Origin of the sequence: Janibacter sp. Soil728 (assembly GCF_001428305.1) — a bacterium.
In the GTDB taxonomy this organism is placed as follows: Bacteria; Actinomycetota; Actinomycetes; order Actinomycetales; family Dermatophilaceae; genus Janibacter.
In genome coordinates, this window is sequence record NZ_LMRZ01000006.1 from 329,035 (window position 1) to 351,118 (window position 22,084).

Annotated in this window: 18 protein-coding genes; 11 read left to right on the forward strand and 7 right to left on the reverse strand. The window is 68.9% G+C overall.

The genetic code is table 11. The annotated features are described in order from the left end of the window. Window positions 1–2: 2 nt before the first annotated feature. Complete coding sequence (locus ASG73_RS14890; protein WP_082567287.1) at window positions 3–779, reverse strand: histidine phosphatase family protein; 777 nt, start codon at window positions 777–779, stop codon at window positions 3–5. Window positions 780–797: 18 nt separating this feature from the next. Beyond that, entirely contained in the window at window positions 798–1,634 is an 837-nt protein-coding gene (gene rsmI, locus ASG73_RS14895; protein ID WP_055996935.1) for a 16S rRNA (cytidine(1402)-2'-O)-methyltransferase, read from the reverse strand. Window positions 1,635–1,693: 59 nt separating this feature from the next. Here rsmI and ASG73_RS14900 point away from each other — a divergent pair, with 59 nt between their 5' ends. The 7 genes from ASG73_RS14900 (at window position 1,694) to ASG73_RS14930 (ending at window position 8,768) form a co-directional block, all read left to right on the forward strand. Next, the gene (locus ASG73_RS14900) at window positions 1,694–3,244 is read left to right on the forward strand and encodes a dolichyl-phosphate-mannose--protein mannosyltransferase (protein WP_055996938.1); all 1,551 of its coding nucleotides are present in this window, start codon (window positions 1,694–1,696) and stop codon (window positions 3,242–3,244) included. 52 nt (window positions 3,245–3,296) lie between these two features. Next, entirely contained in the window at window positions 3,297–4,835 is a 1,539-nt protein-coding gene (locus ASG73_RS14905; RefSeq protein WP_055996941.1) for a TM0106 family RecB-like putative nuclease, read from the forward strand. 5 nt (window positions 4,836–4,840) lie between these two features. Continuing rightward, window positions 4,841–5,695, forward strand: a complete 855-nt coding sequence (locus ASG73_RS14910) for a DUF3152 domain-containing protein (RefSeq protein ID WP_055996944.1) — start codon at window positions 4,841–4,843, stop codon at window positions 5,693–5,695. A 38-nt stretch (window positions 5,696–5,733) separates the two neighbouring features. After that, window positions 5,734–6,108, forward strand: coding sequence for a hypothetical protein (locus tag ASG73_RS14915; RefSeq protein WP_055996946.1), 375 nt, complete (start codon window positions 5,734–5,736; stop codon window positions 6,106–6,108). A gap of 60 nt (window positions 6,109–6,168) precedes the next feature. After that, window positions 6,169–7,383: an MFS transporter gene (locus tag ASG73_RS14920; RefSeq protein ID WP_055996949.1), complete on the forward strand. Its 1,215-nt coding sequence runs from the start codon at window positions 6,169–6,171 to the stop codon at window positions 7,381–7,383. A gap of 10 nt (window positions 7,384–7,393) precedes the next feature. After that, window positions 7,394–7,987 (forward strand): hypothetical protein, encoded by a 594-nt coding sequence (locus ASG73_RS14925; protein WP_055996952.1) that lies wholly within the window; start codon window positions 7,394–7,396, stop codon window positions 7,985–7,987. A gap of 67 nt (window positions 7,988–8,054) precedes the next feature. After that, entirely contained in the window at window positions 8,055–8,768 is a 714-nt protein-coding gene (locus ASG73_RS14930) for a YcnI family copper-binding membrane protein (protein ID WP_055996955.1), read from the forward strand. A 92-nt stretch (window positions 8,769–8,860) separates the two neighbouring features. Here the strand turns inward: ASG73_RS14930 and ASG73_RS14935 are convergent, their stop codons facing one another. Then, window positions 8,861–10,072, reverse strand: coding sequence for an alpha-hydroxy acid oxidase (locus tag ASG73_RS14935; protein ID WP_055996957.1), 1,212 nt, complete (start codon window positions 10,070–10,072; stop codon window positions 8,861–8,863). 78 nt (window positions 10,073–10,150) lie between these two features. On the opposite strand from ASG73_RS14935, the gene ASG73_RS14940 reads away from it, so the two are divergent. The 3 genes from ASG73_RS14940 (at window position 10,151) to ASG73_RS14950 (ending at window position 16,296) form a co-directional block, all read left to right on the forward strand. Next, a complete protein-coding gene (locus ASG73_RS14940) occupies window positions 10,151–13,723 on the forward strand; it encodes an indolepyruvate ferredoxin oxidoreductase family protein (RefSeq protein ID WP_268766365.1) in 3,573 nt (1,190 codons plus the stop codon). Window positions 13,724–13,985: 262 nt separating this feature from the next. Next, entirely contained in the window at window positions 13,986–15,500 is a 1,515-nt protein-coding gene (locus ASG73_RS14945; RefSeq protein WP_055996962.1) for a sodium:solute symporter family protein, read from the forward strand. A gap of 127 nt (window positions 15,501–15,627) precedes the next feature. Further along, window positions 15,628–16,296: a GntR family transcriptional regulator gene (locus ASG73_RS14950; protein WP_162253992.1), complete on the forward strand. Its 669-nt coding sequence runs from the start codon at window positions 15,628–15,630 to the stop codon at window positions 16,294–16,296. Between the two features lies 1 nt (window position 16,297). Here the strand turns inward: ASG73_RS14950 and ASG73_RS14955 are convergent, their stop codons facing one another. Genes ASG73_RS14955 through ASG73_RS14965 form a run of 3 tightly spaced genes read right to left on the reverse strand, consistent with a single transcriptional unit; the run spans window position 16,298 to window position 20,349 of the window. Next, entirely contained in the window at window positions 16,298–17,656 is a 1,359-nt protein-coding gene (locus ASG73_RS14955) for an amidase family protein (protein ID WP_327077498.1), read from the reverse strand. Continuing rightward, on the reverse strand, window positions 17,656–19,023 hold the full coding sequence (locus tag ASG73_RS14960) for an FAD-binding oxidoreductase (RefSeq protein WP_055996968.1): 1,368 nt from the start codon (window positions 19,021–19,023) through the stop codon (window positions 17,656–17,658). Before ASG73_RS14960 ends, ASG73_RS14955 begins: the two co-directional genes overlap by 1 nt. A gap of 3 nt (window positions 19,024–19,026) precedes the next feature. Beyond that, complete coding sequence (locus ASG73_RS14965; protein WP_200946866.1) at window positions 19,027–20,349, reverse strand: MFS transporter; 1,323 nt, start codon at window positions 20,347–20,349, stop codon at window positions 19,027–19,029. A gap of 147 nt (window positions 20,350–20,496) precedes the next feature. Between ASG73_RS14965 and ASG73_RS14970 the strand changes: the two genes are divergently transcribed. Continuing rightward, entirely contained in the window at window positions 20,497–21,441 is a 945-nt protein-coding gene (locus tag ASG73_RS14970; RefSeq protein ID WP_055996971.1) for a LysR family transcriptional regulator, read from the forward strand. Between the two features lie 19 nt (window positions 21,442–21,460). Here ASG73_RS14970 and ASG73_RS14975 read toward each other — a convergent pair whose 3' ends face one another. After that, a complete protein-coding gene (locus ASG73_RS14975) occupies window positions 21,461–22,021 on the reverse strand; it encodes a dihydrofolate reductase family protein (RefSeq protein WP_055996974.1) in 561 nt (186 codons plus the stop codon). Between the last annotated feature and the right edge of the window lie 63 nt (window positions 22,022–22,084).

Sequence of the window (22,084 nt, forward strand, 5' to 3'; positions counted from 1 at the left end):
GGTCAGGCTCCAGGGGTCGTGGCGGCGTGCGCGTAGAGGTGCGCAGCGGGCTCGCTGTAGGTGACATCGGTGATCTCGTCCCCGGTGAAGGTCACCGAGGTGAGGGAGGCAAGGTTGCACTTGCGCCGGCGCGGGTCGTGCCAGAGGTTGCGGTGCTCGAGCACGCTGCGGATGGTCCAGATCGGCAGCTGGTGGCTGACGATCAGCACCTCCTGGCCTCGAGCGTGGTCGCGGGCGTCCTCGATGGCGGCCATCATCCGCTTGCCGATGGCTCGGTAGGGCTCACCCCAGGTGGGCTTGGTCGGGTCCCGCAGCCACCACCAGCGGCGCGGGTCGAGCAGCAGGCGCTTGCGGAAGCGACGCCCCTCGAACTTGTTGCCCGCCTCGATGACCCGGGGGTCGACGACGGCCGTCAGGCCATGACGGGCGAGCGTCGGCGCCGCGGTCTCGGCGGTGCGCTCCAGCGGGCTGTGCACGACGAGTGCCAGATCGGCGTCCGCGAGGTGCTCCGCGACGACCTCGGCCATCTCCCGACCCAGGGCCGAGAGGTGGTAGTCGGGCAGACGCCCGTAGAGGACCTTGTCGGGGTTGTCGACCTCGCCGTGACGCAGCAGGTGCACGACGGTGCGCTCGCTCCCGGGCCGGGCCCCGTGCTCGGCGCGGGCCTCGCTGGCGCCCTCTGCGGCTTCTCTGGCGGCTTCTGCGGCCTGGGCTGAGGTCTCTGCGGTCTCGGTGTCGACGGGCAGGTCGGTGCCTGATTCGGGCAGCGGCTCGGTCATGGCCGGGATTGTCCCACCTCAGTCTGAGAGGGACCTGCGGTGGGCCAGCACGGCGTCGTAGAGGGCCTTCTTGCCGTGCCCCGTGGACGTGGCCACGGCGGCGCAGACGTCCTTGAGCCGGGCGCCGCGGTCCTTGCGGGCGAGGACCTCGGCGACCGCGTCCTCGAGGGAGACGCTCCTCTCCTCGGCCCCACCGACGACGATCGTGATCTCGCCCTTGACCCCCTCGGCGGCCCACTCGGCGAGCTCGGCGAGGCCGCCCCGGCGCACCTCCTCGTAGGTCTTGGTCAGCTCACGGCAGACGGCGGCCTGACGGTCGGCGCCCAGGACCTCGGCCATGATCTCCAGCGACGCGGCGATGCGGTGGGGCGCCTCGAAGAAGACCATCGTGCGGCGCTCCGCCGCGACCTCCTGCAGGACCGAGCGCCGCTCCCCTGCCTTGCGCGGGAGGAAGCCCTCGAAGCAGAAGCGGTCGACCGGCAGCCCCGAGACGGCCAGCGCCATGAGCACGGCGCTCGGACCGGGGACGCAGGTCACGACCTGGTCGGCGTCGATGCAGGCGCGCACGAAGCGGTAGCCGGGGTCGGACACCGACGGCATCCCGGCGTCCGTCACGAGGACGATCCGTTGGCCCTCCCGCACCAGCTCGAGCAGCTCTGCGGTCTTGGTGGCCTCGTTGTGCTCGTGGTAGCTGACGACGCGCGCAGGCAGGTCGACACCGATCCGGGCGGCGAGGCCGCGCAGGCGCCGGGTGTCCTCCGCGGCGATGACGTCCGCCCCCGCGAGCTCCTCCCGCAGACGCGGGCTGGCGTCGCGCGGATCGCCGATGGGTGTGGCAGCGAGGACGAGGGGCATGCGGGCATCATCCCAGCACCTCGCCGCGAGGAGCCATTCGCTCGCCTACGATGGCGCGCATGGACCGGGGGCAGCAGCTGCGTGAGCGCCTGCTCGGATTCCGCCCCACCGATGTCCTGTGGGGCTGGGTCGGTCCGCTGCTCTTCGCCGCGATCGGCGGGTTCCTGCGCTTCTCGGCCCTGGGTCGCCCCCACCAGCTGGTCTTCGACGAGACCTACTACGTCAAGCAGGGCGTCTCGATGCTCGACTACGGCGTCGAGCAGCGCTGGAACGGCGACGGCGAAAAGGTCGACCCCCTCTTCACCCAGGGCACGACCGCGATCTTCAACGCCACCGAGGGCGACATGGTCGTGCACCCGCCGGTCGGCAAGTGGATCATCGCCTTCGGCGAGTGGATCTTCGGACCGACGTCCAGCTTCGGCTGGCGTTTTTCGGTCGCCCTCCTGGGCACCATCTCGATCCTCATGGTCGGCCGGATCGCGCGGCGCCTCTTCGGGTCCAGCTGGCTCGGGGCGATCGCCTCCTTCCTGATGGCCTTCGAGGGGCACCACTTCGTCCACTCGCGCACGGGTCTGCTCGACATCATCCTGATGTTCTTCGCCCTGGCCGCCTTCGGCGCGCTGCTCATCGACCGGGACTGGTCGCGAGCCCGACTGGCGGAGCGGGCCGCCACGCTTTCGTCGAGCTTCCGCACCGGGCCGATGCTCTGGTGGCGGCCGTGGCGGCTCGTCGCCGCACTCTCGCTGGGTCTGGCCTGCGGCACGAAGTGGTCCGGTCTGTACTTCTTCGCCGCCTTCGGCCTGATGACCGTCTTCTGGGACATCGGGGCACGAAGGGCGGCGGGCGCCCGTCACTGGGTCGTCGCGGGCATCGGCAAGGACGGGGTCTGGGCCGGCCTGTCGATGACCCTCGTCGTCCTCGCGACCTACCTCGCGTCGTGGGTCGGCTGGTTCGTCACGCGCACGGGCTACGACCGCACCTGGGCCGCCGACCACCCGGGTGAGGGCGTGCAGTGGCTGCCCCCCGCCCTTCGCTCGCTGTGGCAGTACCACGTGCAGGTCCTGGACTTCCACGATCACCTGACCTCGCCGCACACCTACCAGTCCAACCCCTGGTCGTGGATGATCCAGTCCCGACCGACCTCCTTCTTCTACGAGTCGCCGACGCAGGGCATGACCGGCTGCCACGTGGAGAAGTGCTCCAAGGCGATCACCTCGCTCGGCTCCGTCTCGATCTGGTGGCTGGCGACGGCCGCGCTCTTCTTCCTCGCCTACCACTGGGCCTTCAAGCGCGACTGGCGCGCCGGGGCGGTCCTCGCCGGGTTCGTCGGCGGCTGGGTGCCGTGGTTCTTCCTGCAGCACCGCACGATCTTCACCTTCTACACGATCGCCTTCGAGCCCTGGGTGATCCTCGCGGTGGTCTTCATGCTCGGCCTCGCGCTCGGCCCACCGGGCGCCGATGCCCGCCGACGCCGCATCGGGCAGATCGCCGTGGGCATCTACCTGCTGATCGTCCTGGCCAACTTCGCCTTCTACTGGCCGATCTGGACCGCTCAGGTGATCCCGTACGACCAGTGGCGCTGGCGCATGTGGTTCCCCAGCTGGGTGTGACGCAGCCGGGTGTGACGCAGCGCTGTCGCAGCCTCCTCGTACCCTCGAGGCCATGGACTTCCCCCTCGTCGACGGTCTCCCCCAGCCCGCGGTCATCACCGCGGGTGACCTGAGATACGGGCGCGAGTGCGAGTACGGGCTGCTCGTGACCGCTGACGTGCGGCTGGGGCGCCGCGCGAGCGTGCCGGTCGAGCCCGACCCGATCCGGGAGCGCTTCGGCGACCTCGGCCGGGACTACGAGCGTGAGGTCACCGAGGCGCTGACCGTCGAGGTCGGCGGACTCGCCGGCGACGGCGTCGTCGATGCCCGTCGCCTGGGCCCCGACGAGGTCCTCGGCACGCTCCGGGACCCCCGGACCCGCCTCGTGCACCAGGCCGCCGTGCGTGGCGAGCGCTTCGTCGGCCGTGCCGACCACCTCCTGCGCGATGACCACGGGAGGTGGGTCGTCGCCGAGACCAAGCTGGCTCGCAGCGCTCGGCCGCACGCGCTCCTGCAGGTCGCCGCCTACGCCGAGGCGCTCGCCGACGCCGGGGTGCAGGTCGCTCCCTTCGTCCGCCTGATCCTCGGCGACGGGACCCACCACGACACCCTGCGCGAGGACCTGGCGGAGGAGCTCGCCGAGGTCCGCGAGCGTCTGCTCGAGGTCCTGGACACCCATGTCGAGCAGACGCGACCCGTCACCTGGGGAGATGCGCGCTGGCGCGCCTGCCTGCACTGCGACGCCTGCCGGGCCGAGCTCGCCTCGCGCGGCGATGTGGGGCTCGTGGCGGGGGTCAGCTCCTCGATCCGGCGGCTGCTCCTGGAGGCGGGCATCACCACCATGACCCAGCTCGCTGAGGGCACCGACCCCGTTGCGGGAGTTGACGACTCGCGGCTCGTCAGCATCCGCAGCCAGGCCACGCTCCAGCTCACCGAGCCGAGCCCGGGTCAACCGCTGCCCTACGAGATCCACGACCCGGCCGCGCTCGCGGCGCTCCCCCTGCCGAGCGAGGGCGATGTCTTCTTCGACTTCGAGGGCGACCCGCTGTGGAAGGGCGCGACCCTCACCGATCAGGGGCTGGAGTACCTCTTCGGGTCCCTCACGGCGAGTGGGGAGTTCGTCCCCTTCTGGGCCCATGACCGCGAGCAGGAGCGCGCCGCACTCGTCGGCTTCGTCGACTGGCTGCGCGAGCGGCTCGAGCGCTGGCCGGACCTGCACGTCTTCCACTACTCCCCGTACGAGCGCACCGCCCTCACCCGACTGGCCGCCCGTCACGAGGTCTGCCAGCAGGAGGTCGCCGACCTGCTCGACGGCGGCGTCTTCGTCGACCTCTATGCCGCGGTCAAGTCGGCGGTGCGGGTGGGCAGCCCGTCGTACTCGATCAAGCGGCTGGAGCCGCTCTACATGGGCGATGACCTGCGTGACGCCGACGGCGTGACCGCCGGCGGGGACTCGATCATCGAGTACCAGCGCTACCGAGAGGCGGTCGCCGTGGGCGATGCGGCAGAGGCGGCCGTCCGACTGGAGGATCTGCGCCAGTACAACGAGTACGACTGCCTCTCCACGCTGCGACTGCGTGACTGGTTGATCGCTCACGCGCACGTATCCTGAGGCTCGTGCCCTCACACCGCCCACTCGCACCTCGCGACGTCGACCAGGCCCGGCGCCGCCAGGTGGCTGCCGTCCTCGCCGTCGTCGTGCTGATCGTCGCGATCGCGGTGGGGCTCAAGGGCGCTCGCGCCTCGGAGTCCGAGCAGAGCACCTCGCCCGGGCCGGCGAGCCCGGCCGGCGCCACCTCGACGACGTCGACGACTCCCCCTTCGTCGACCACGACGTCACCGACCCGCGCCACCACTTCGTCGACCACGACGTCACCGACCCGCGCCACCCCTTCGTCGAGCAAGCGCACCTACCGCTCCACCGGGCGCTACCGAGCCGTGCCCACGCGCAGCCCGGTCCGCGGGACCAAGGGCGAGCTGATCACCTACCGCATCGAGGTCGAGCAGGGTGCTCGGGTGTCCCCGAGGGGCTTCGCCACCGCGGTCGACCGCACCCTGCGCCACCCGCGAGGCTGGACGGCGCGTGGGCACTGGCGCTTCCAGCGCGTCACCACCACCGATGCCGACCTGACCATCCGTCTGGCCACGCCGGACACGGTCGACAAGCAGTGCGCGGCCGCTGGAGCCAACACCCACGGCTACACCTCCTGCAGGGCGGGGCAGTACGTCCTGCTCAACCTGGACCGTTGGTTGGAGGGGGTCCCGCACATCAAGGACCTCGAGCTCTACCGGCACTACCTCGTCAACCACGAGGTCGGTCACGGGCTCGGGCTGGGCCATCAGCGCTGCCCGCGCAAGGGCAGTCCGGCTCCTGTCATGGTGCAGCAGACCCTCTCGCTGCACGGGTGCACCGCCAACGCCTGGCCGCGGTCGGCGGACGGGCGGCTGATCACCGGGCCCTCCGCTCCCTGACCGGCCACGGCCGCTCCCCCCGTGCGAGGCTGGTCCGCATGGACTCGCACGCCCCGTACCCCGCCCCATGGCGCGTCGACCTCGACTGGCTCTGGGGCACCGATCCTGAGGGTCCCGTCGCGACCCTCCGGCTGCACGTGGACCACGACGACGCGGCCGTCGCCTCCGCGGCCGTCGCCCGCTTCCTCGCCGACCTGCCGGCGGACGACCATGGCATGCGCGGACGCGGTGGCTGGGCCGCGATCCCGCGGCCGGAGCTGACCGGGGCGACGAGCCGGGTGCTGGATCTGGTCTGCGGAGGGGAGGACGTCGCGGACGGCCTCCGGGAGGCTGCCGAGGCGGCCTTCGAGTCGCTCTCGACGACCCCCGCCATCCGCCTGCAGTGGCAGCAGTTGCCCCTCGCCACGGGGTGAGGGCTTGGCTAGGCTCGCAGCACCGCGCCCGCGGCCCACGTCCCGCCCCGGAGGTCGTCGATGAGCAGCACCCAGTCGGCGCAGCCACGCGTCGGGTCCCCGTGGACCATGCTGGCCCTGGCCACGATCGGGTCGGTCCTGAACTTCTGGGCCTGGGCGCTGCTCAGCCCGCTGGGTCCGCTCTTCCGCAGCACAGGCCAGCTCGGTGAGCTCAGCGAGTCCGATGTCTCGCTGCTCGTCGCGGTCCCGGTCGTCGTCGGCTCACTCGGGCGGATCATCGTCGGGTCGCTCACCGACAGCCACGGCGGACGAGTGATGTTCCCGGTGATCTCGGTCCTGACGATCATCCCGGTGCTGGCGATCCCCTTCCTCGCTCTCGAGTCCTACGCTCTCCTGATCGTGATCGGGTTCTTCCTGGGCATCGCCGGCACGATCTTCGCCGTCGGCGTGCCGTACGTGAATGCCTGGTTCCCACCCGCCAAGCGCGGTCTCGCCGTCGGCATCTTCGGCGCTGGCATGGGCGGCACCGCGATCTCCGCGCTGACGACCGTGCGTCTGTTCGACAAGGGTGCGGCCCTCCCCTTCGTCATCACGGCCGCCCTCCTGGCCGGATACGCCGTCGTCGCGTGGCTCCTCATGCGTGACGCCCCGGGTCGGGTCGTGCCGACGACGAGCCTGGTGCAGCGCCTGCGGACCAATGCCACGCTGCCCGTGACGTGGATGGCGGCGCTCCTCTACGCCGTCGCCTTCGGCGGGTACGTCGCCTTCTCGGTCTACCTGCCCGCCTACCTCATCACCGGGCACGGCCTGGACGCTGCCGATGCCTCGCTCCGGATGGCCGGCTTCGTCCTCGTCGCCGTCATCGCGCGACCGATCGGCGGCGCGATGGCCGACAAGGTCGGAGCCATCCCGGTGCTCGGCGTGGTCTTCGCCGTCACCGCCGTCTGCGCCGCGATGGCGGCAGCCAACCCGCCACTCCACGCGGGCGGCACGATCGCCTTCCTCGCGATGGCCGCCGCCCTGGGCGCTGGCAGCGGCGCGGTCTTCGCCCTCGTCGCGCAGGTCACCGAGCCCGCCCGAGTCGGTGGCGTCACCGGCATCGTCGGTGCGGCCGGCGGTCTGGGCGGCTTCATCCCGCCGCTGCTCATGGGCTTCGTCTACGGCCGCACCGAGTCCTATGCGATCGGTCTGTGGCTCCTCGCGATCACCGCGGCCCTGACTCTGGCCCTGACCTTCGGCCCCGTCCGTCGCCTCGGGGAGCGCACAGACACATAGGATCCGGGGCATGGTCTCTCCGAGCACGGGTGCGCTACGCCTGGCTCGGGCGAGTGCCTGGTCAGCGGCCGCACTGGGCCTGTCGACCGGCGCCCACGTCGTCGGTGGCGGAGCCCTCCCTTCGCCGGGGGTGGCCACGCTCACCGGGCTCGCCCTCCTGTGGTGCGGGCTCCTGCTCACCCGGAGCCGGGTTGGCCGGGTGGCCCTGACGCTCTCGCTCGGTGCCTCCCAGGTCCTGCTCCACGCCGTCCTGACCGCCGCCGAGACGAGCACCGCCACCTGCACGACCATCGACTCGCACCACGCCGTGGTCACCTGTGCAGGTGGGACCACGCCCACGCCGCACGACACGGGTGCGGGGATGGTCCTCGCGCACACCGTCGCCGCCCTGCTGCTGGCGCTCGTCCTCGCACGTGGCGAGGAGGCCGTCTGGCGCGTCGCCCAGATGCTCTGGCCGAGGCTGCCTGCCGTCCCCGTCCTGCTCCTCGTGGTGGGTCAGGCGTTCGCCCCCTCCAGAGGGGGCGAACCGAGCCGCGCCGTCGTGGCGCCCGGTGGTGTCGGTCAGCGTGGCCCACCGATCGGCCACGCCCCCACGGCCGCCTGACCCACCCCCTTCGTCGGGGTGCGGCGGGAGGCCTCTCCCGCTCACCCATTCTTTCGAAGGATCCTCCATGAACCGCACGACCCTGCGCTCCGGCGCTGCCCTGACCCTCGCCCTCGCCGCCCTGACCGCGAGCGCCCTGCCCGCCTCGGCCCACGTCCGCGTCACGCCCGACGCCACCGCCTCCGGCGGCTACGCGGCTCTGACCTTCCGCGTGCCCAACGAGTCCGACAAGGCCTCCACGACCAAGCTCGCGGTCACCCTCCCCCAGGACCGGCCTCTCGCGAGCGTGTCCGTCCGTCCGGTCCCCGGGTGGACCGCCAAGGTCACGACCGAGAAGCTGCCCGAGAAGGTGACCGCCAACGAGCTCACGCTCAGCGAGGCTCCGCGCACGATCACGTGGACCGCGGACTCCACGGCCGCCGGCATCGCCCCCGGCGAGTACCAGGAGTTCGCGATCAGCGCGGGACCGCTCCCGAAGCCCGGCACGCTGACGCTCCCCGCGAAGCAGACCTACTCCGACGGTGAGGTCTATGACTGGTCGGACCTGCCGAAGGCGGATGGCGAGGAGCCGGAGAACCCGGCGCCGAGCTTCGAGGTCACTGCGGCAGAGGAGGGCGGCCACGACGCCACCGCTGACGAAGGGGGCGAGACGGCCACTCCCGCGGCCCCCACCGCCACGGCTGACTCCTCCGACACCCTCGCCCGGGTGCTCGGTGGGCTCGCGCTCGTCGTCGCCCTGGCGGGCGCCGGTCTTGCGCTGAGGGGGCGCCGCCGAGTCTGAACCTGAACATCCTGGTTGGGCCGGGGTGGCCCAACCAGGACCGGATTTCCCGGCTACCGAGGAGCGACGGCACGACCCGACGTTGACGTCAGTCACCCGAGAGTGACGAGATCTGGCGTGATTTCGCGGACGGATGCGACGCCGAGCAGCTGCATCGTGCGGCGGATGTCGTCCTCGAGGATCGTCAGGGCTCGTGTGGCGCCGTACTCTCCTCCTGCCATCAGACCGTAGAGGTATGCGCGACCGACGAGGACGAAGTCGGCGCCCAGGGCGAGTGCCGCGACGATGTCGGCGCCGCTCATCACGCCGCTGTCGACGAGCACTTCGGCGCCGGTCCCGTCGAGGACCTGGCGCACTGCAGGTAGTTGTCGAAGAGGTGCGGTGGTGCGGTCCAGCTGGCGTCCTCCGTGGCTGGACACCACCACGCCGTCAGCGCCCAGGCCGACGGCACGACGTGCGTCACGGGGATCCTGCAGGCCCTTGACGAGCAGCCGCCCCTTCCACACCGAGCGCAACCAGGTCAGGTCATCGAAGGTCAGGCTGGCGTCGAACATCTCTGTGATGAGGTCGCTGACCGAGCCGGGGAAGGATTTCAGCGATGCGAAGGCGGGCGGCTCCGTGGTGAGGAAGTTTGCCAGCCACACCGGGCGGGTGGCGACGCGTGCAGCGTCTCGGATCCCGAAGGACGGGGGGATCGTCATGCCGTTGTGGACGTCCCGCCGGCGATGACCGCCCACGGGGGTGTCGACCGCGAGCAGCAGTGTGTCGTAACCCTGCTCGGAGGCCCGTGACATCAGCTCGACGGACGCGGCCCGGTCCTTCCACAGATAGAGCTGGAACCAGCGCCGGGCGCCTGGTGCTGCCGCGGCAACGTCCTCCAGCGACACCGAGCTCATGGTCGACAGTGCGAAGGGGATGCCCGCGGCGGCTGCGGCGCGGACCCCGGCAGCCTCCCCTTCGTGGTGCAGGAGACGGGTGAGCCCGATCGGGGCGATGCCGAAGGGGAGCGCCGAGGGAGCCCCACCGATGGTCGTCGTCAAGTCGATGCTGCTGACGTCGGTGAGGACACGGGGATGGAAGTGGACATCACGAAAGGCCTGTCGACCGCGGGCCATGCTCAGCTCCGAGCCGGCCGCCCCATCCATGTAGTCGTAGGCGACACCTGGTACCCGCCGCCGGGCGATGTCACGGAGGTCTTCGATGCTCGTGGCGCGGTCCACCCGGTCTCGGACGGGGTGGCGCGAGGGTCGGGGCGGGCGCAGGGTCTCGCGGAGGAAGGTCGGTGACGGCCACTGACGTTTCACGTGTGCTCCTTGGACTCGACATCTTCATCACTTGACGAGGCACCATCGCTCCCGCACACTGATTGTGACACAAAGACTGTGTCACAATCTTGGAGGACGATGTCAATGAAGTTGTCGGACCGCCTGGTGGCCGAAGGTGGCACCCACTATCTGCCAGGGATGCAGGCACTCATTCGCTTCCCGTTGGAGCAGGCACGACGCGACCGTGCCGCCGGCTTGCGGATCGGCACCTTCATCTGCGGGTACCCGGGCTCCCCCATCGGCAGCCTCGACCTCAATCTCGAGCGCATTCCCGATCTGCTGGCTGAGCACGACACGACCTTCCTCCCCGCAGGCAACGAAGAGCTCGCGATGACCGCCCACATGGGCACGCAGATGCTCGACGACCACCCGCACTCGCAGTGGGACGGCGTCACGAGCATCTGGTTCGGCAAGGGCCCTGGGGTCGACCGCAGTGGCGACGCCCTCAAGCACGGCAACTTCGCTGGCACGTCGAAGCATGGCGCCGTCGTCATCCTCTCCGGCGAAGACCACGAGGCGAAGTCCTCGACGATGCCCTTCCAGCAGGAGTACGCCTTCATGTCCGCGGGTGTCCCTGTCATCTATCCGTCGTCGGTGGCGGAGTTCCGTACATTCGGAATGCATGCCGTAGCGATGTCGCGCTTCTCGGGCTGTTGGGTCTCGATGAAGCTCACGAGCTCACTGTGCGACTCGGCCGCATCGGTCACGTTCGACCCTGATGACGCGCGCCCTGTCCTGCCCGAGGTGACCATCGAGGGTGCCCCCTTCGTCAAGCGGACCGATTTCTCGTTCTTCCCCGGCAAGAACGTCGAGATGGAGCGTCATCTGTACCAGGAGCGGCACGTCGCCGTCCGCGAGTACGCCCGGACCAACCGGCTCGACGAGGTCGTCGTCAGCGGCAAGCGCGACACGATCGGCATCATCACCGCAGGCAAGTCGTACACCGACCTGCGACAGGCGCTGACCAACCTCGGGGTGACCGAGGAGGATCTGCGGGCTGCAGGGGTGCGGATCCTCAAGCTCGGGCTGATCTACCCGATCGACGCAGACGCGGTGCGCGACTTCACCGACGGCCTCGACCGGGTCATCATCATCGAGGAGAAGCGCGACGTCATCGAGCAGCAGGTGCGGGCGGCGCTGCAGCCTCTCGGCCGCCCGATCGACGTCACCGGCAAGACCGACTCGACCGGAGGTCGGGTCTTTCCCGTCGAGGGCGGGATGGACGCCGACTTCGTCACCCTCCGCCTCGCGGAGCTCCTCGGCGCCGACATCGCCGGCCTCACGGATGCCCCGCGCCTGCGTGTGCTGGCCGAGATCGGCGAGCGTGAGCACGTCGCCCATCAGGCCCGCACGCCGAACTTCTGCTCAGGATGTCCTCACAGCGCCTCGACTGTCCTGGCCCCCGGACAGGAGGCTTGGGGCGCACCAGGGTGCAACTGCTTCAACACCGTCATCGAACAGCCCGAGCGGCACATCGATGTCATGACGCAGATGGGCGGCGAGGGCCTGCCCTGGGTCGGCCTGAGCCGGTACACCGACAAGAAGCACATGGTCCAGCACCTCGGTGACGGCGCGCTGTACCACTCGAGCTACCTCAACATCCGTTGGGCGGTCGCTACCGGCACCAACATCACCTACAAGATCCTCTACAACGGCGTGCTGGCCAACACCGGCGCCCAGACCCCGGTCGGCGAGCACGGGCTCGCCGACCTGACCCGCGGGTTGGAGTCCGAAGGTGTCAAGCGGATGGTCATCCTCAGCAAGGAACCACGCAAGTACGCGAGCCAACCGATCGCGGCGGTCGTCGAGGTCCGGCACGCGGACAAGATGGTCGCGACGGCCGCGGAGCTCGAGGAGGTCCCCGGCTGCACGGTGATGATCTACGACGAGTCGTGCGCCAACGAGCGGCGTCGCCTGCAGAAGCGCGGGAAGCTCGAGAAGCCCACCGAGTTCGTCGTCGTCAACGAAGACGTCTGCGAGAACTGTGGCGACTGCGGCCGCTCCAGCAACTGCATGTCCTTGCAGAAGACGCCGACGGAGTTCGGCCCGAAGACCCGCATCCACACCTCATCGTGCAACCAGGACTTCTCTTGCATCAAGGGAGACTGCCCCGCCTTCGTCACGGTGCGGACCGAGGAGGGCCATGGCTATCGCAAGCGGGACCCGCGCACGATCCAGAACAACGAGCTGGCAGAGCCGACAACCCGGGCGCAGCTACCGGCCGACGAGCCCTTCCACCTCTACATGCCGGGGGTGGGGGGCACCGGAGTCCTGACCCTCAACAGCGTGCTCGCCGTAGCCGCGATGCTTGATGGCCATGGCGTGCACTCCTTCGACCAGACGGGGGCTGCACAGAAGTGGGGTCCGGTGCTTTCGAGCTTGGCCATCGTCCCGGAGGGCCTGACGCACTGGACGAGCAAGACCGGCCAAGGACAGGCCCACGCGTACCTCGCGCTCGACGAGGTGGGGGCCGGCGCGATCACCAATCTTCAGCGCTGCACCCCCGAGCGGACCTCCGCGGTGCTGAACTCCGACCTCTTCCCGACCGGCGAGCAGGTACGCGACGTCTACGCGACCGTGGACTCGGCCGGGCTGCGCGCCAGCATCGACGAGGTCACCGATGACCTCGTCGAGGTACGCGCCCGGTGGATCGCCGACGAGCTATTCGCCGACTACATGCTCACCAACATCATCGTCGTCGGCACTGCATACCAACATGGACTGCTCCCGCTCTCCGCGGATGCGATCGAAGAGGCGCTGCGGATCAACGGAGTGGCCGTCGACCGCAACATCCAGGCCTTCCGCTACGGCCGGCTGTGGGCGATCGACCGCCAGCAGGTCATCGACGAGATCGTCCCGCCCGCCCCGGACGCAGCCACTGAGCTGACCCGCCGCCGCAGTGAGTTGGCGGCGCCCGCACAGGCCGTCCTCGACCAGCTCTGGACGCGGACGGAGGGCCTGGACGAAGAGAGCCGACGGTTGCTGGCTGTGCGCCTGCCGGAGCTGCTCGACTACGCGGACCACGCCGCGCCCGCCCACGACTACCTGGGCAAGGTGCTCGAGGTGGCGGCCGCCGAGGACCGCGTGGCACCCCAGCGTCGGGAGCTCACCCACGCGGTCATCCGACATCTGTTCAAGGTGACCGCGTACAAGGACGAGTACGAGGTCGCCCGGCTGCACCTCAAGCGCGGCTTCGCCGACCACGTCGCCGACACCTTCGAGGGCGAAGTCGAGATCGCGTACAACCTCCAACCCCCGTTGGCGCGACGCCTCGGGATGGGCAAGATCCGCATCGGGTCGTGGTTCGACCCGGCGTTCAAGGCCCTGCGCGCCACCCGACGCCTGCGCGAGACGCCCCTCGACCCCTTCGCCCGACAGGCCTCCCGTATCGAGGAACGCTCCGTGAAGCGGTGGTATCTCGAGCTCGTCGACGAGCTCGTGGATCGCGTCTCTCCGCTCAATCACGCCGTGGCCGTACAGCTCGCCGAGCTGCCTGACGGCATCCGCGGATACGAGCAGGTCAAGCACGCGGGAGTTCTCGCGGCACAGGCGAGAGCCGAGCGACTGCGTGAACAGCTCACACGTCCTCCATTGACGTTGAGTGTCGCCGCACCAGCGACACGAGGCTGAATGCCCCGCCGGGAGCGTTCTACCCATCCGCGCAGACTCTCCCGAGCACCCGTTTGATCGGTCAGCCAATAGCCCAACACGGCGTTGGTTGGCACCAGAGAAGTTGTCCAAGTACGCATGTTTCGCCAATGAAGTCGGAGAAGAACATGACCATGTGGTGGGTTTTGATCGTGGGACTGATCGTCGGGTGGACCCTGACGATCGGCGTCCTGTACGCAACCTATGGAGCCAATGACGAAGACCTCGTCACCGAGGAGCCGTCATGATCGAAGTGACGTTCTGGATCCTCATCACCCTGCTCGTCGGGATGCTCGTAGCAATGGGAATCACCGGCGCCAAACGCTCGAGCTCGATGGCTGACCATCAGGTCCCGAAGGGCCTTAGCCACGTGTCGCTCGCTCTGTCGACGGCTTCCACCCAGGCCAGTCCTGCCACATTCCTAGGAGTCGCCGGCTTCGCCTTCGCGTCTGGACTCTCCGGACTCTGGTGGATCCTCATCGTGCCTCTTGTCTTCACCGGCGGACTCATCCTCGTCGGCAAGGTCTTCCGCAGAGTCGGCATGAGGTTCGGCTCCCTCTCGCTGCCGGACTGGGTGGGCTCGCGCTACCAGAGCGATCTGCTCTGCGTGCTCGTGGCCGTGCTGTACCTGGCCAACGTGTTCTACATCGTCTCGCAGTTCTCGGGAGTGGGACAGATCCTCAACCTCACGGGTGGACTCAACTACTCCGTCGGGCTCGTTGCGGTTGCCGTCCTCGTCGCGATCTACACCCTGGTGGGCGGCAACTACGCCGTGGTCAAGACCGATGCATGGCAGGCGGTCATCATGGTCATCGCCAGCGGGGTCGTCATCGTCGGCAGCCTCTTCATCTACAGCAACATCAACGAGATCAGCACCAATCTCGCCAACGAGAGCCCCAACCTCACTGCCGTCTTCAACCCGGACTCCCCGGTCTACAGCGGAATCCTCGCGCTTGCCGGCATCGCCCTCTTCCAGGGGATGTTCGCGACGCAACCGCACCTGGCGAACCGGTTCCTGATGCTCGACAGTCCCCGACAGTTCCGCTCCTTCATCCTCATCAGCGGGGTCACGGTTCTCATCCTCTCGATGAGCGCCGTGTCCGGACTAGCCGCACGAGCCCTCATGCCCGATAGGGTCGACAGCCCCGATCAGGCGCCGATCGTCCTCGTCAACACCCTGTTCCCGACGGTCTTCGCGGCCATCTTCGCCGTGGGAGTCATCGCTGCGGCCATCTCGACGGTCAACTCCGTGCTTTCGTCGATGGGCGCCTGCGTCGGCAACGACATCTACCGCCGGCTCGCTCTCAAGAAGGGCGACGTGTCACCCGAGAGACGGGCGCTCGTCGATCGTCGTGCGCTCCTCATCACCCGGGCCACCATCATGGTGTCGGCGATCGTGGCCCTCGCCCTGGCGTGGGAGCCACCTGAGTTCCTCGCCGTCGTGGCCACGATCGGTCTCTACGGATTCTTCGCCGGTGTCTCCGGCCCCCTAGTGATGGGCATCTACTGGCGCGGTGCAACGACGATCGGCGCTCTGGTGACAGTCGTCCTGGGTCCAGCCTTCTTCTTCTGGCTGCACTTCATCCTCGAAGCCATCCCGAACATCTTCATCAACGGTGGTCTGGGAATCGTCTTCAGCTTCGTCGTCATGTATCTCGCGAGCCTGCTGACTCCTAAGATGCCCGCCGAATTCGTCGAGTCAGTCGTGGCCCGTGGCCGGATGACTCCCACCGAGACGGCCGAAGTCATCTCCCGATAGGACCATGGCCCCGCCACGCCGGACCGCAGCACCGGCTTCCGGTGGGGGGACGAGACCGCTTGTCCCCCCACCCGAGGGCCCCTGAAAGGATGAAGGTGTGAACAGGGAGTCAAGCCGATCGAAGGTCGTGGCCACAGTACGAGAGTTGCTGTTGGCCGGTGAGTTGCGCCAGGGCGAGCGCATCACCGAGGAGTCGGTCGCTGCAAGCATGCAGGTCGGTCGCCACACGGTCAGGGCAGCTTTCGCCGAGCTGATGTCGATGGGGCTGCTCGAGCACGTACCCAACCGCGGCGCTCGCATCCCGATCCTCGATGCCGAGCGGATCAACGACCTGTGGGACTACCGACTCACCCTCGAGGCCGGTGCCATGCGCATCATCGTGGAGCGCCAGCACGACCTTGGGTCGCTGGAGCAGCGCACGCAGGATCTGCTCGACCTGCCTGCTGACGCACCCCCGGCGGAAGTCGCCTCCGTCCACCAGCGCATCCACACCTCGATCATCGAACTGTCCGGCGTCGAACGTCTGCACGAGGCATACGCCCGGTGTGAGGCAGAGCTGCTGTGGGTGGTGTCCACGGTCAACGATGTCTACGACGCCCGTGTCCTGGGCGAGATCCACAGGGAACTGCTGGCGAGCACCCGAGCCGGCGGGCAGGCAGCCGTGGACGCCCTCACGACCGATATCGAGAAGGGACGAGCGGCACTCCTCGACTCCATCCGGCGCAGCACCATGAGCAGGGCGCCTTTCATGGGCGTCATGCCCGCGCACGCGCTACCGCGCGGGGACCACGTCTGATCTACCCGAGCACGGCCTCGAGCACTTCAGCGACCGCCAGCAGTCGGTGGTCTTCGAAGGGCCGCCCTTCGAGGCAGAGCCCCACGGGCAGGCCGGCCGAGGAACGACCCGCAGGAAGAGTGATCATCGGCAAACCGGCGACTGATCCCGGACCTGCGTTACGGATGATCGTGCCGAAGGTCGGCCGTTCCACTCCATCGACAGAGATGAGGTCGTCATCCCCGATCGACGGCGGCAGCACCGCCACTGTGGGCCCAAACAGCGCATCGACACCCGACTCGGCAAAGGCCCGGGCGAACCGTCGACGAAGATCCCATCGTTGGCGCCGCGCGCGGTCATATGCCTCGAGCGACAGGTTCGTCGCCACCATGTCCTGGACGAGACGCCGGACATCAGGTGACGCCATCCGGTGGACGAGAGATCTCATGTCGGGGTGACGGTCTGCGCCCAGGGCAACCCGTCCCGGAATCAGCCTCATGGCCTCGAAGAAGACCAGGTCCAACCCGGCACCACCGGCCAGCTCAAGGTCGTCTGGAACCTGCACGTCGACGATCCGGACACCGTTGCGGCGCAGTGTCTCTGTGGCGGCCCCGAGCACCCTCGCAACCTCACGCTCCACGTCCTCGAAACGCGAGGGGACCCGGCCGAGCACTACCTCCCCGAGCTCCGGGTCCGGGTCGGAACGACCGCTGCGGATGATGATGCGGTCCAGCGTACGAATGTCCGCGACTGTACGGGCATGGACGCCGACGGTGTCGCGTGTCGTCGACAAGTTGACCACACCCGAACCCGGATAGCGTCCCGTGGATGGGCGGAAGCCCGGCACTCCGCAGAAGGACGACGGCACCGTCACCGATCCGCCGGTGTCCGTCCCCAGAGCGAAGGGGACACTGCCGAGTGCGACGGCCGCGGCGCTGCCTCCGCTCGACCCTCCCGCCACGCGGGCGGAGTCGAAGGGGTTGCGGACTGGGCCGTAGGTCGCGTTGTTGCTCGTGCCCCCGAAGGCCAATTCGTGCAGGTTCGTCTTCCCCACCACTACGGCCCCGGCTTCGCGAAGTGCACCCACGACATCAGCGTCGAGGATGGCGTGCTGGTCGGAAAGGAGTGGACTGCCTGCAGTGGTCGTGAACCCTGCGACGTCAATGTTGTCCTTGACCCCGAAGGGGATCCCCGCGAGCTCTCCGGCGCCCAACTCCCCCGTGTCGGAGGGCGCATCCGACTCGCGCACCGCTATCCAGGCATGGTGGCTGTCCCTCTCGCCCCGTGCCCGGACGAGGGATTCGTGCCGTCTCGCCCGTCGCCCTCCGCTGTCCAGTTCCACCCACTGCTGCAGGTCAGGTGACATGGGGCTCCCTTCCATCAGAAACCTCGACCGGGATTAAGGATCCCGCCGGGGTCCAGAGCACGCTTGATCGCCACCTGGACGTCGATCGACGTCGCGTCCAAATGTTGATGAAGGTGCTCGCGCTTGAGCTCACCGACACCGTGCTCGCCCGTGATCGTGCCATCGAGGGCAATGGCTGCCGCACAGATGCGATCAGCCGCCTCGAGCCCCATGCGGCGCGAGTGCTCGGACTGGTCAGGCAGACGCAACATTGGGTGCAAATTGCCGTCCCCGGCATGACCGACGGTGGCGATCGGCAGGCCGACTGCCCGGCTGATGCCCTCCACGCGGGTGAGCATCTCCCCGATCCTCGTCCGCGGAACTGCCACGTCCTCGATGACCGTCGGACCTTGCTCCATGACGACCCATCCGGCGAGGCGCCGCGCGTGCATGAACAGGTGTCCCTCCTCGGGGTCGCTCGTCGCCAAGGCCATGTCAGCACCTGCCTCGAGACACAGCTCGACGAGCGCATCGGCGTCAGCCACCGATGCCCCGCCATCGGTCTGGCCAATGAGCAGGAGCGCCGCATCCCGGTTCAGGTCCATCCGCTGGTGGTCCTCGACCGCGTTGACCGTGTGCCGATCGAGCATTTCGAGGACGCTCGGGGTGATTCCGGAGGCGAAGATCGCGGCGAGCGCGCGGCTCCCTTGGTCCAAGGTGCCGAAGCTCGCGATGAAGGTCGCGGTCTTCGCGGGTGCCGGACGCACCCGCAGAGTGGCTGCGGTGATGACGCCGAGGGTCCCTTCGGAGCCGATCATCAGCTGGGTCAGGTCCAGCCCGGCGACATCCTTGACCGTCCGGCCACCCGTCGTCAGCACGCGCCCGTCGGCGAGCACGACCTCGAGGCCGAGGACCGACTGCCTGGTCACGCCGTACTTGACGCACCGCATGCCGCCCGCATTGGTCGCGAGGTTGCCACCGATCGTCGACACCTCGAAGCTACCCGGGTCCGGCGCGTAGAAGAGTCCGTGCTGGGCGACAGCACGCGAGACATCGGCGTTGACCACCCCAGCCTCGACGACGACGAGGTGGTTTCCGTGGTCGATCTCCCGGATGCGGTCCATCCGCTCGAGCGACAGGACGATGCTGCCGTCACGCGCCGCGGCTCCACCCGAGAGGCCCGTGCCGGCGCCCCGCGGTACGACCGGAGTTCCGGTGCGCTGCGCCCAGGCCAGGCAGCGGGAGACCTCGGTCGTGCTCGTGGGCCGAACGACCGCGAGCGGACGTCCCGGCTCCACGAGACTGGCCATGTCCGCCCGGTACGCCTCGACGACATCGGCGTCGATGACCACGACGCCCTCAGGCAACTCGTCGACGAGATCCGACAGCACGGCAGTGCTCATCCTTCAGCGTCCCGTCTCGACCACTGCCACCGCGGGCTCAGACGGCACTCGGGCCGCGACCGCCTTGCGCCGAGGCACCAGGAGGGAGACCACGGCACCGACGCAGGCCACGCCCGCGAACATGTAGAAGGCCGGGGCCACGCTGCCACCGGCGATGACCAAGCCGGTCAGCGTAGGGCCGACGATGCCACCGATACGACCGACGGACGCAGTCCATGCCGTGCCCGCCGCACGGCACGAGGCGGGGAAGGATGCGGCAGCGAAGCCGTAGATGAGCACCTGCGCACCGATCGTCCCGGCGCCAGCGACGAAGGCCATGACGTACAGGAAGGCGATCGGCGAGTCCGTGCTGAGCATGATGATCGCCACGGCTGCCGCCGCCAGCGTTCCAGCCGTGACGATCTGCGCGCCGATCCGATCCGACGCACGTGAGACGACGAGGGGAACGAGAATGGCGCCTGCGTTGAGCGCCAGCAGGAAGCCGAGGGCAGAGCTCGCACCGAACCCGGTCGATTCCATGATCTTGGGCAGCCAGGTGTTGAGCCCATAGGTGAGCATCAGGCCGCACGCGCTGAGCAGACCCATGAGCACGGTCGTCACCCAGAGGCCTCGCGTGAAGAGGCCCCGCGGGCCCGAACGCTCCTCGGCCAGCGGTGGCAGCGGCCGGTCGATGCCTGCGGCGTCGGCGACGGCGTAAGCCTCGTCGTGACGACCTCGCGCCAGGAGGAAGGACGGGGACTCCGGGAGATGCCGCAGCATGAGGGGCACGAAGACAATGAGAGGGATGGTGCCGATCGCGTACATCGCCCGCGGGCCGAAAGCGTCGATGACCCAGAGGCCGAGCAGTGAAGCCAGGACCCCGCCAGCGGGATAGCCCGCCCAGACGATTGCGCTGTGGGTGTGAGCCCGGCCCTTCGGCGCGAACTCCACGGCCATCGCGGCAGCGAGCGGGATGAGGGCACCGACGCCGAAGCCGACCATGAAGCGGGCGAAGCCGAAGAGGGTGGCGTCCGGCGCCACAGCGCAGACCCCGGTCCATGCGGAGTACCAAGCGGTCGCGCCGATCATCAACCACCGTCGCCCGATGATATCGGCGATGGCGCCGACGGTGATCGATCCGGCGAGCATGCCGACGAGGGCGTAGCTCCCGACGACCCCCGCGTACTCGGTCGACAGGCCCCAGGCCGGGTCCTCGAGCATCGCCGGCAGGGTCACACCGTAGGCCACCATGTCGTAGCCCTCGAAGACGATGGACAGGGCACAGAGCACCAGCACCAGGCGGGCTGAGGTACCGGCCGAAGGCGCGGATCGGAAGGGTCGGGGCATGAGGCACAACTCCTCGTGGCAGGGCGACTGGGCACGCATCGACCCCTGCCACTCGGACCGCGTGCGTGGGCACGAGCAGCCGAAGACCTTCCCGCACTGCTCTGTGCGCGAGGTCAGACGCTAGAAGCAACCGAGCCATTAGGTCCAATGAAGATTCATCATGAGTGCATCGACCGCATCTATACTGGGGTGGTGTTGTCGGACCTCAACTTGCTCAGGACGTTCGTCCTGCTCCACGAAACCCGAAGCGTGACCAGAACGGCCGAGCGGCTGTCGGTCACGCAACCCTCGGTGAGCCATGCCCTGGCACGGCTGCGACGGGATCTCAACGACCAGCTCTTCAGCCGCTCTCCGCGGGGGTTGCGATCGACCCACCGGGCCGATGAGCTTTACCCGCACCTGAAAGACGCCCTTGACGCGATCGACGCGACGCTCGACGGCACCACGGGCTTCGACCAGTCGACCTCCCGCCGCGCCTTCCGCCTCCTGTGGACCGACCTCGGCGAGGTGAGTCTCCTGCCCCCGCTGCTCGAACGGATATGCGTCGAGGCGCCAGGGGTCAGCCTGAGGGTCGACCCGCTCGACATGGGGCGGGTCGAGGACGAACTGCGACAAGGACACGCCGACGCGATCATCTGCATTCCTCGGATCACCTCGCCCGACATCGAGCGCACCATGCTCTTCGACGACGTCTACTGCGGCATACGGGCCACCGACCATCCTCGTCTTCGTGAGGATCCGACCCTGGAGGAGTTCTGCGCAGAGCGGCACATCACCGTGGACGCGGCCGCGGGACACACCGACGTCGACGAGGCCCTCGCTCGCGTCGGCGCCACCCGCGACGCTGCTCTGCGAATCTCGCACTTCGCCGCACTACCCCAGCTCGTAGAAAGCTGTGACTGCCTGGCGATCATCCCAAGCACCGTGGCCCGGCAGTTCCGCCAGGTTGCGCGGGTCACCCCCTTCGCCCTTCCGCTGGACGTGCCACCCGTGCAGGTGTCCTGCTACACCTACCGACGGCGTATCCCCGACCCCGGCATCCAGTGGCTGCGGCAGACAGTCCTTGAGGTCCTGCGCGACTGGAGCAGCTGACCGTCGCTCCGAAGGTCGATCAGCGCGCCACGCGATAGCGGGAGGCGACGACCCCTGACCCGAAGGCCCGGCTGGAGACCAGCTCGAGCGACACCTGCCGCTCGAGCTCGGGGAAGAAGGTCCGTCCACCACCGACCAGCACGGGGTGGACGAAGAGCCGGTACTCGTCGATGAGGTCGAGCTCGGCGGCCTCGGCAGCCAGCTCTGCGCCGCCGACGGCGATCTCGCCCGTGTCGGACTCGGAGCGCAGGCGCTCGATCTCCTCAGCGAGCCCGCCGACGGCCAGCCGGGTGTTGCTGCCGGTGACCTCGGTGAGGGTGGTGGAGAAGACGACCTTGGGCAGCTCGCGCCACCTCCGCCCCCACTCCCGCTCCGCGGGGTCGAGGTCCGGGCCGTCGCTCTCCCAGTAGAGCATCGTCTCGTGGAGCCGCCGACCCAGCAGGTGCACGCTCGTGCCCCGCAGGTCGTGGAGGTGCTGGGCGAAGACCTCGTCGTCAGGGGTCGCCCAGTCGAAGCCGCCGTCCGGCCCCACGACGTAGCCGTCGAGCGTGGAGCCCATCGAGTAGGTCACCTGGCGCATGGTCGTCTCCTGGGTCTCGGTGGAGATCGACGCTACTGCCGAAGGGAGCGCCCGTCACCCCCT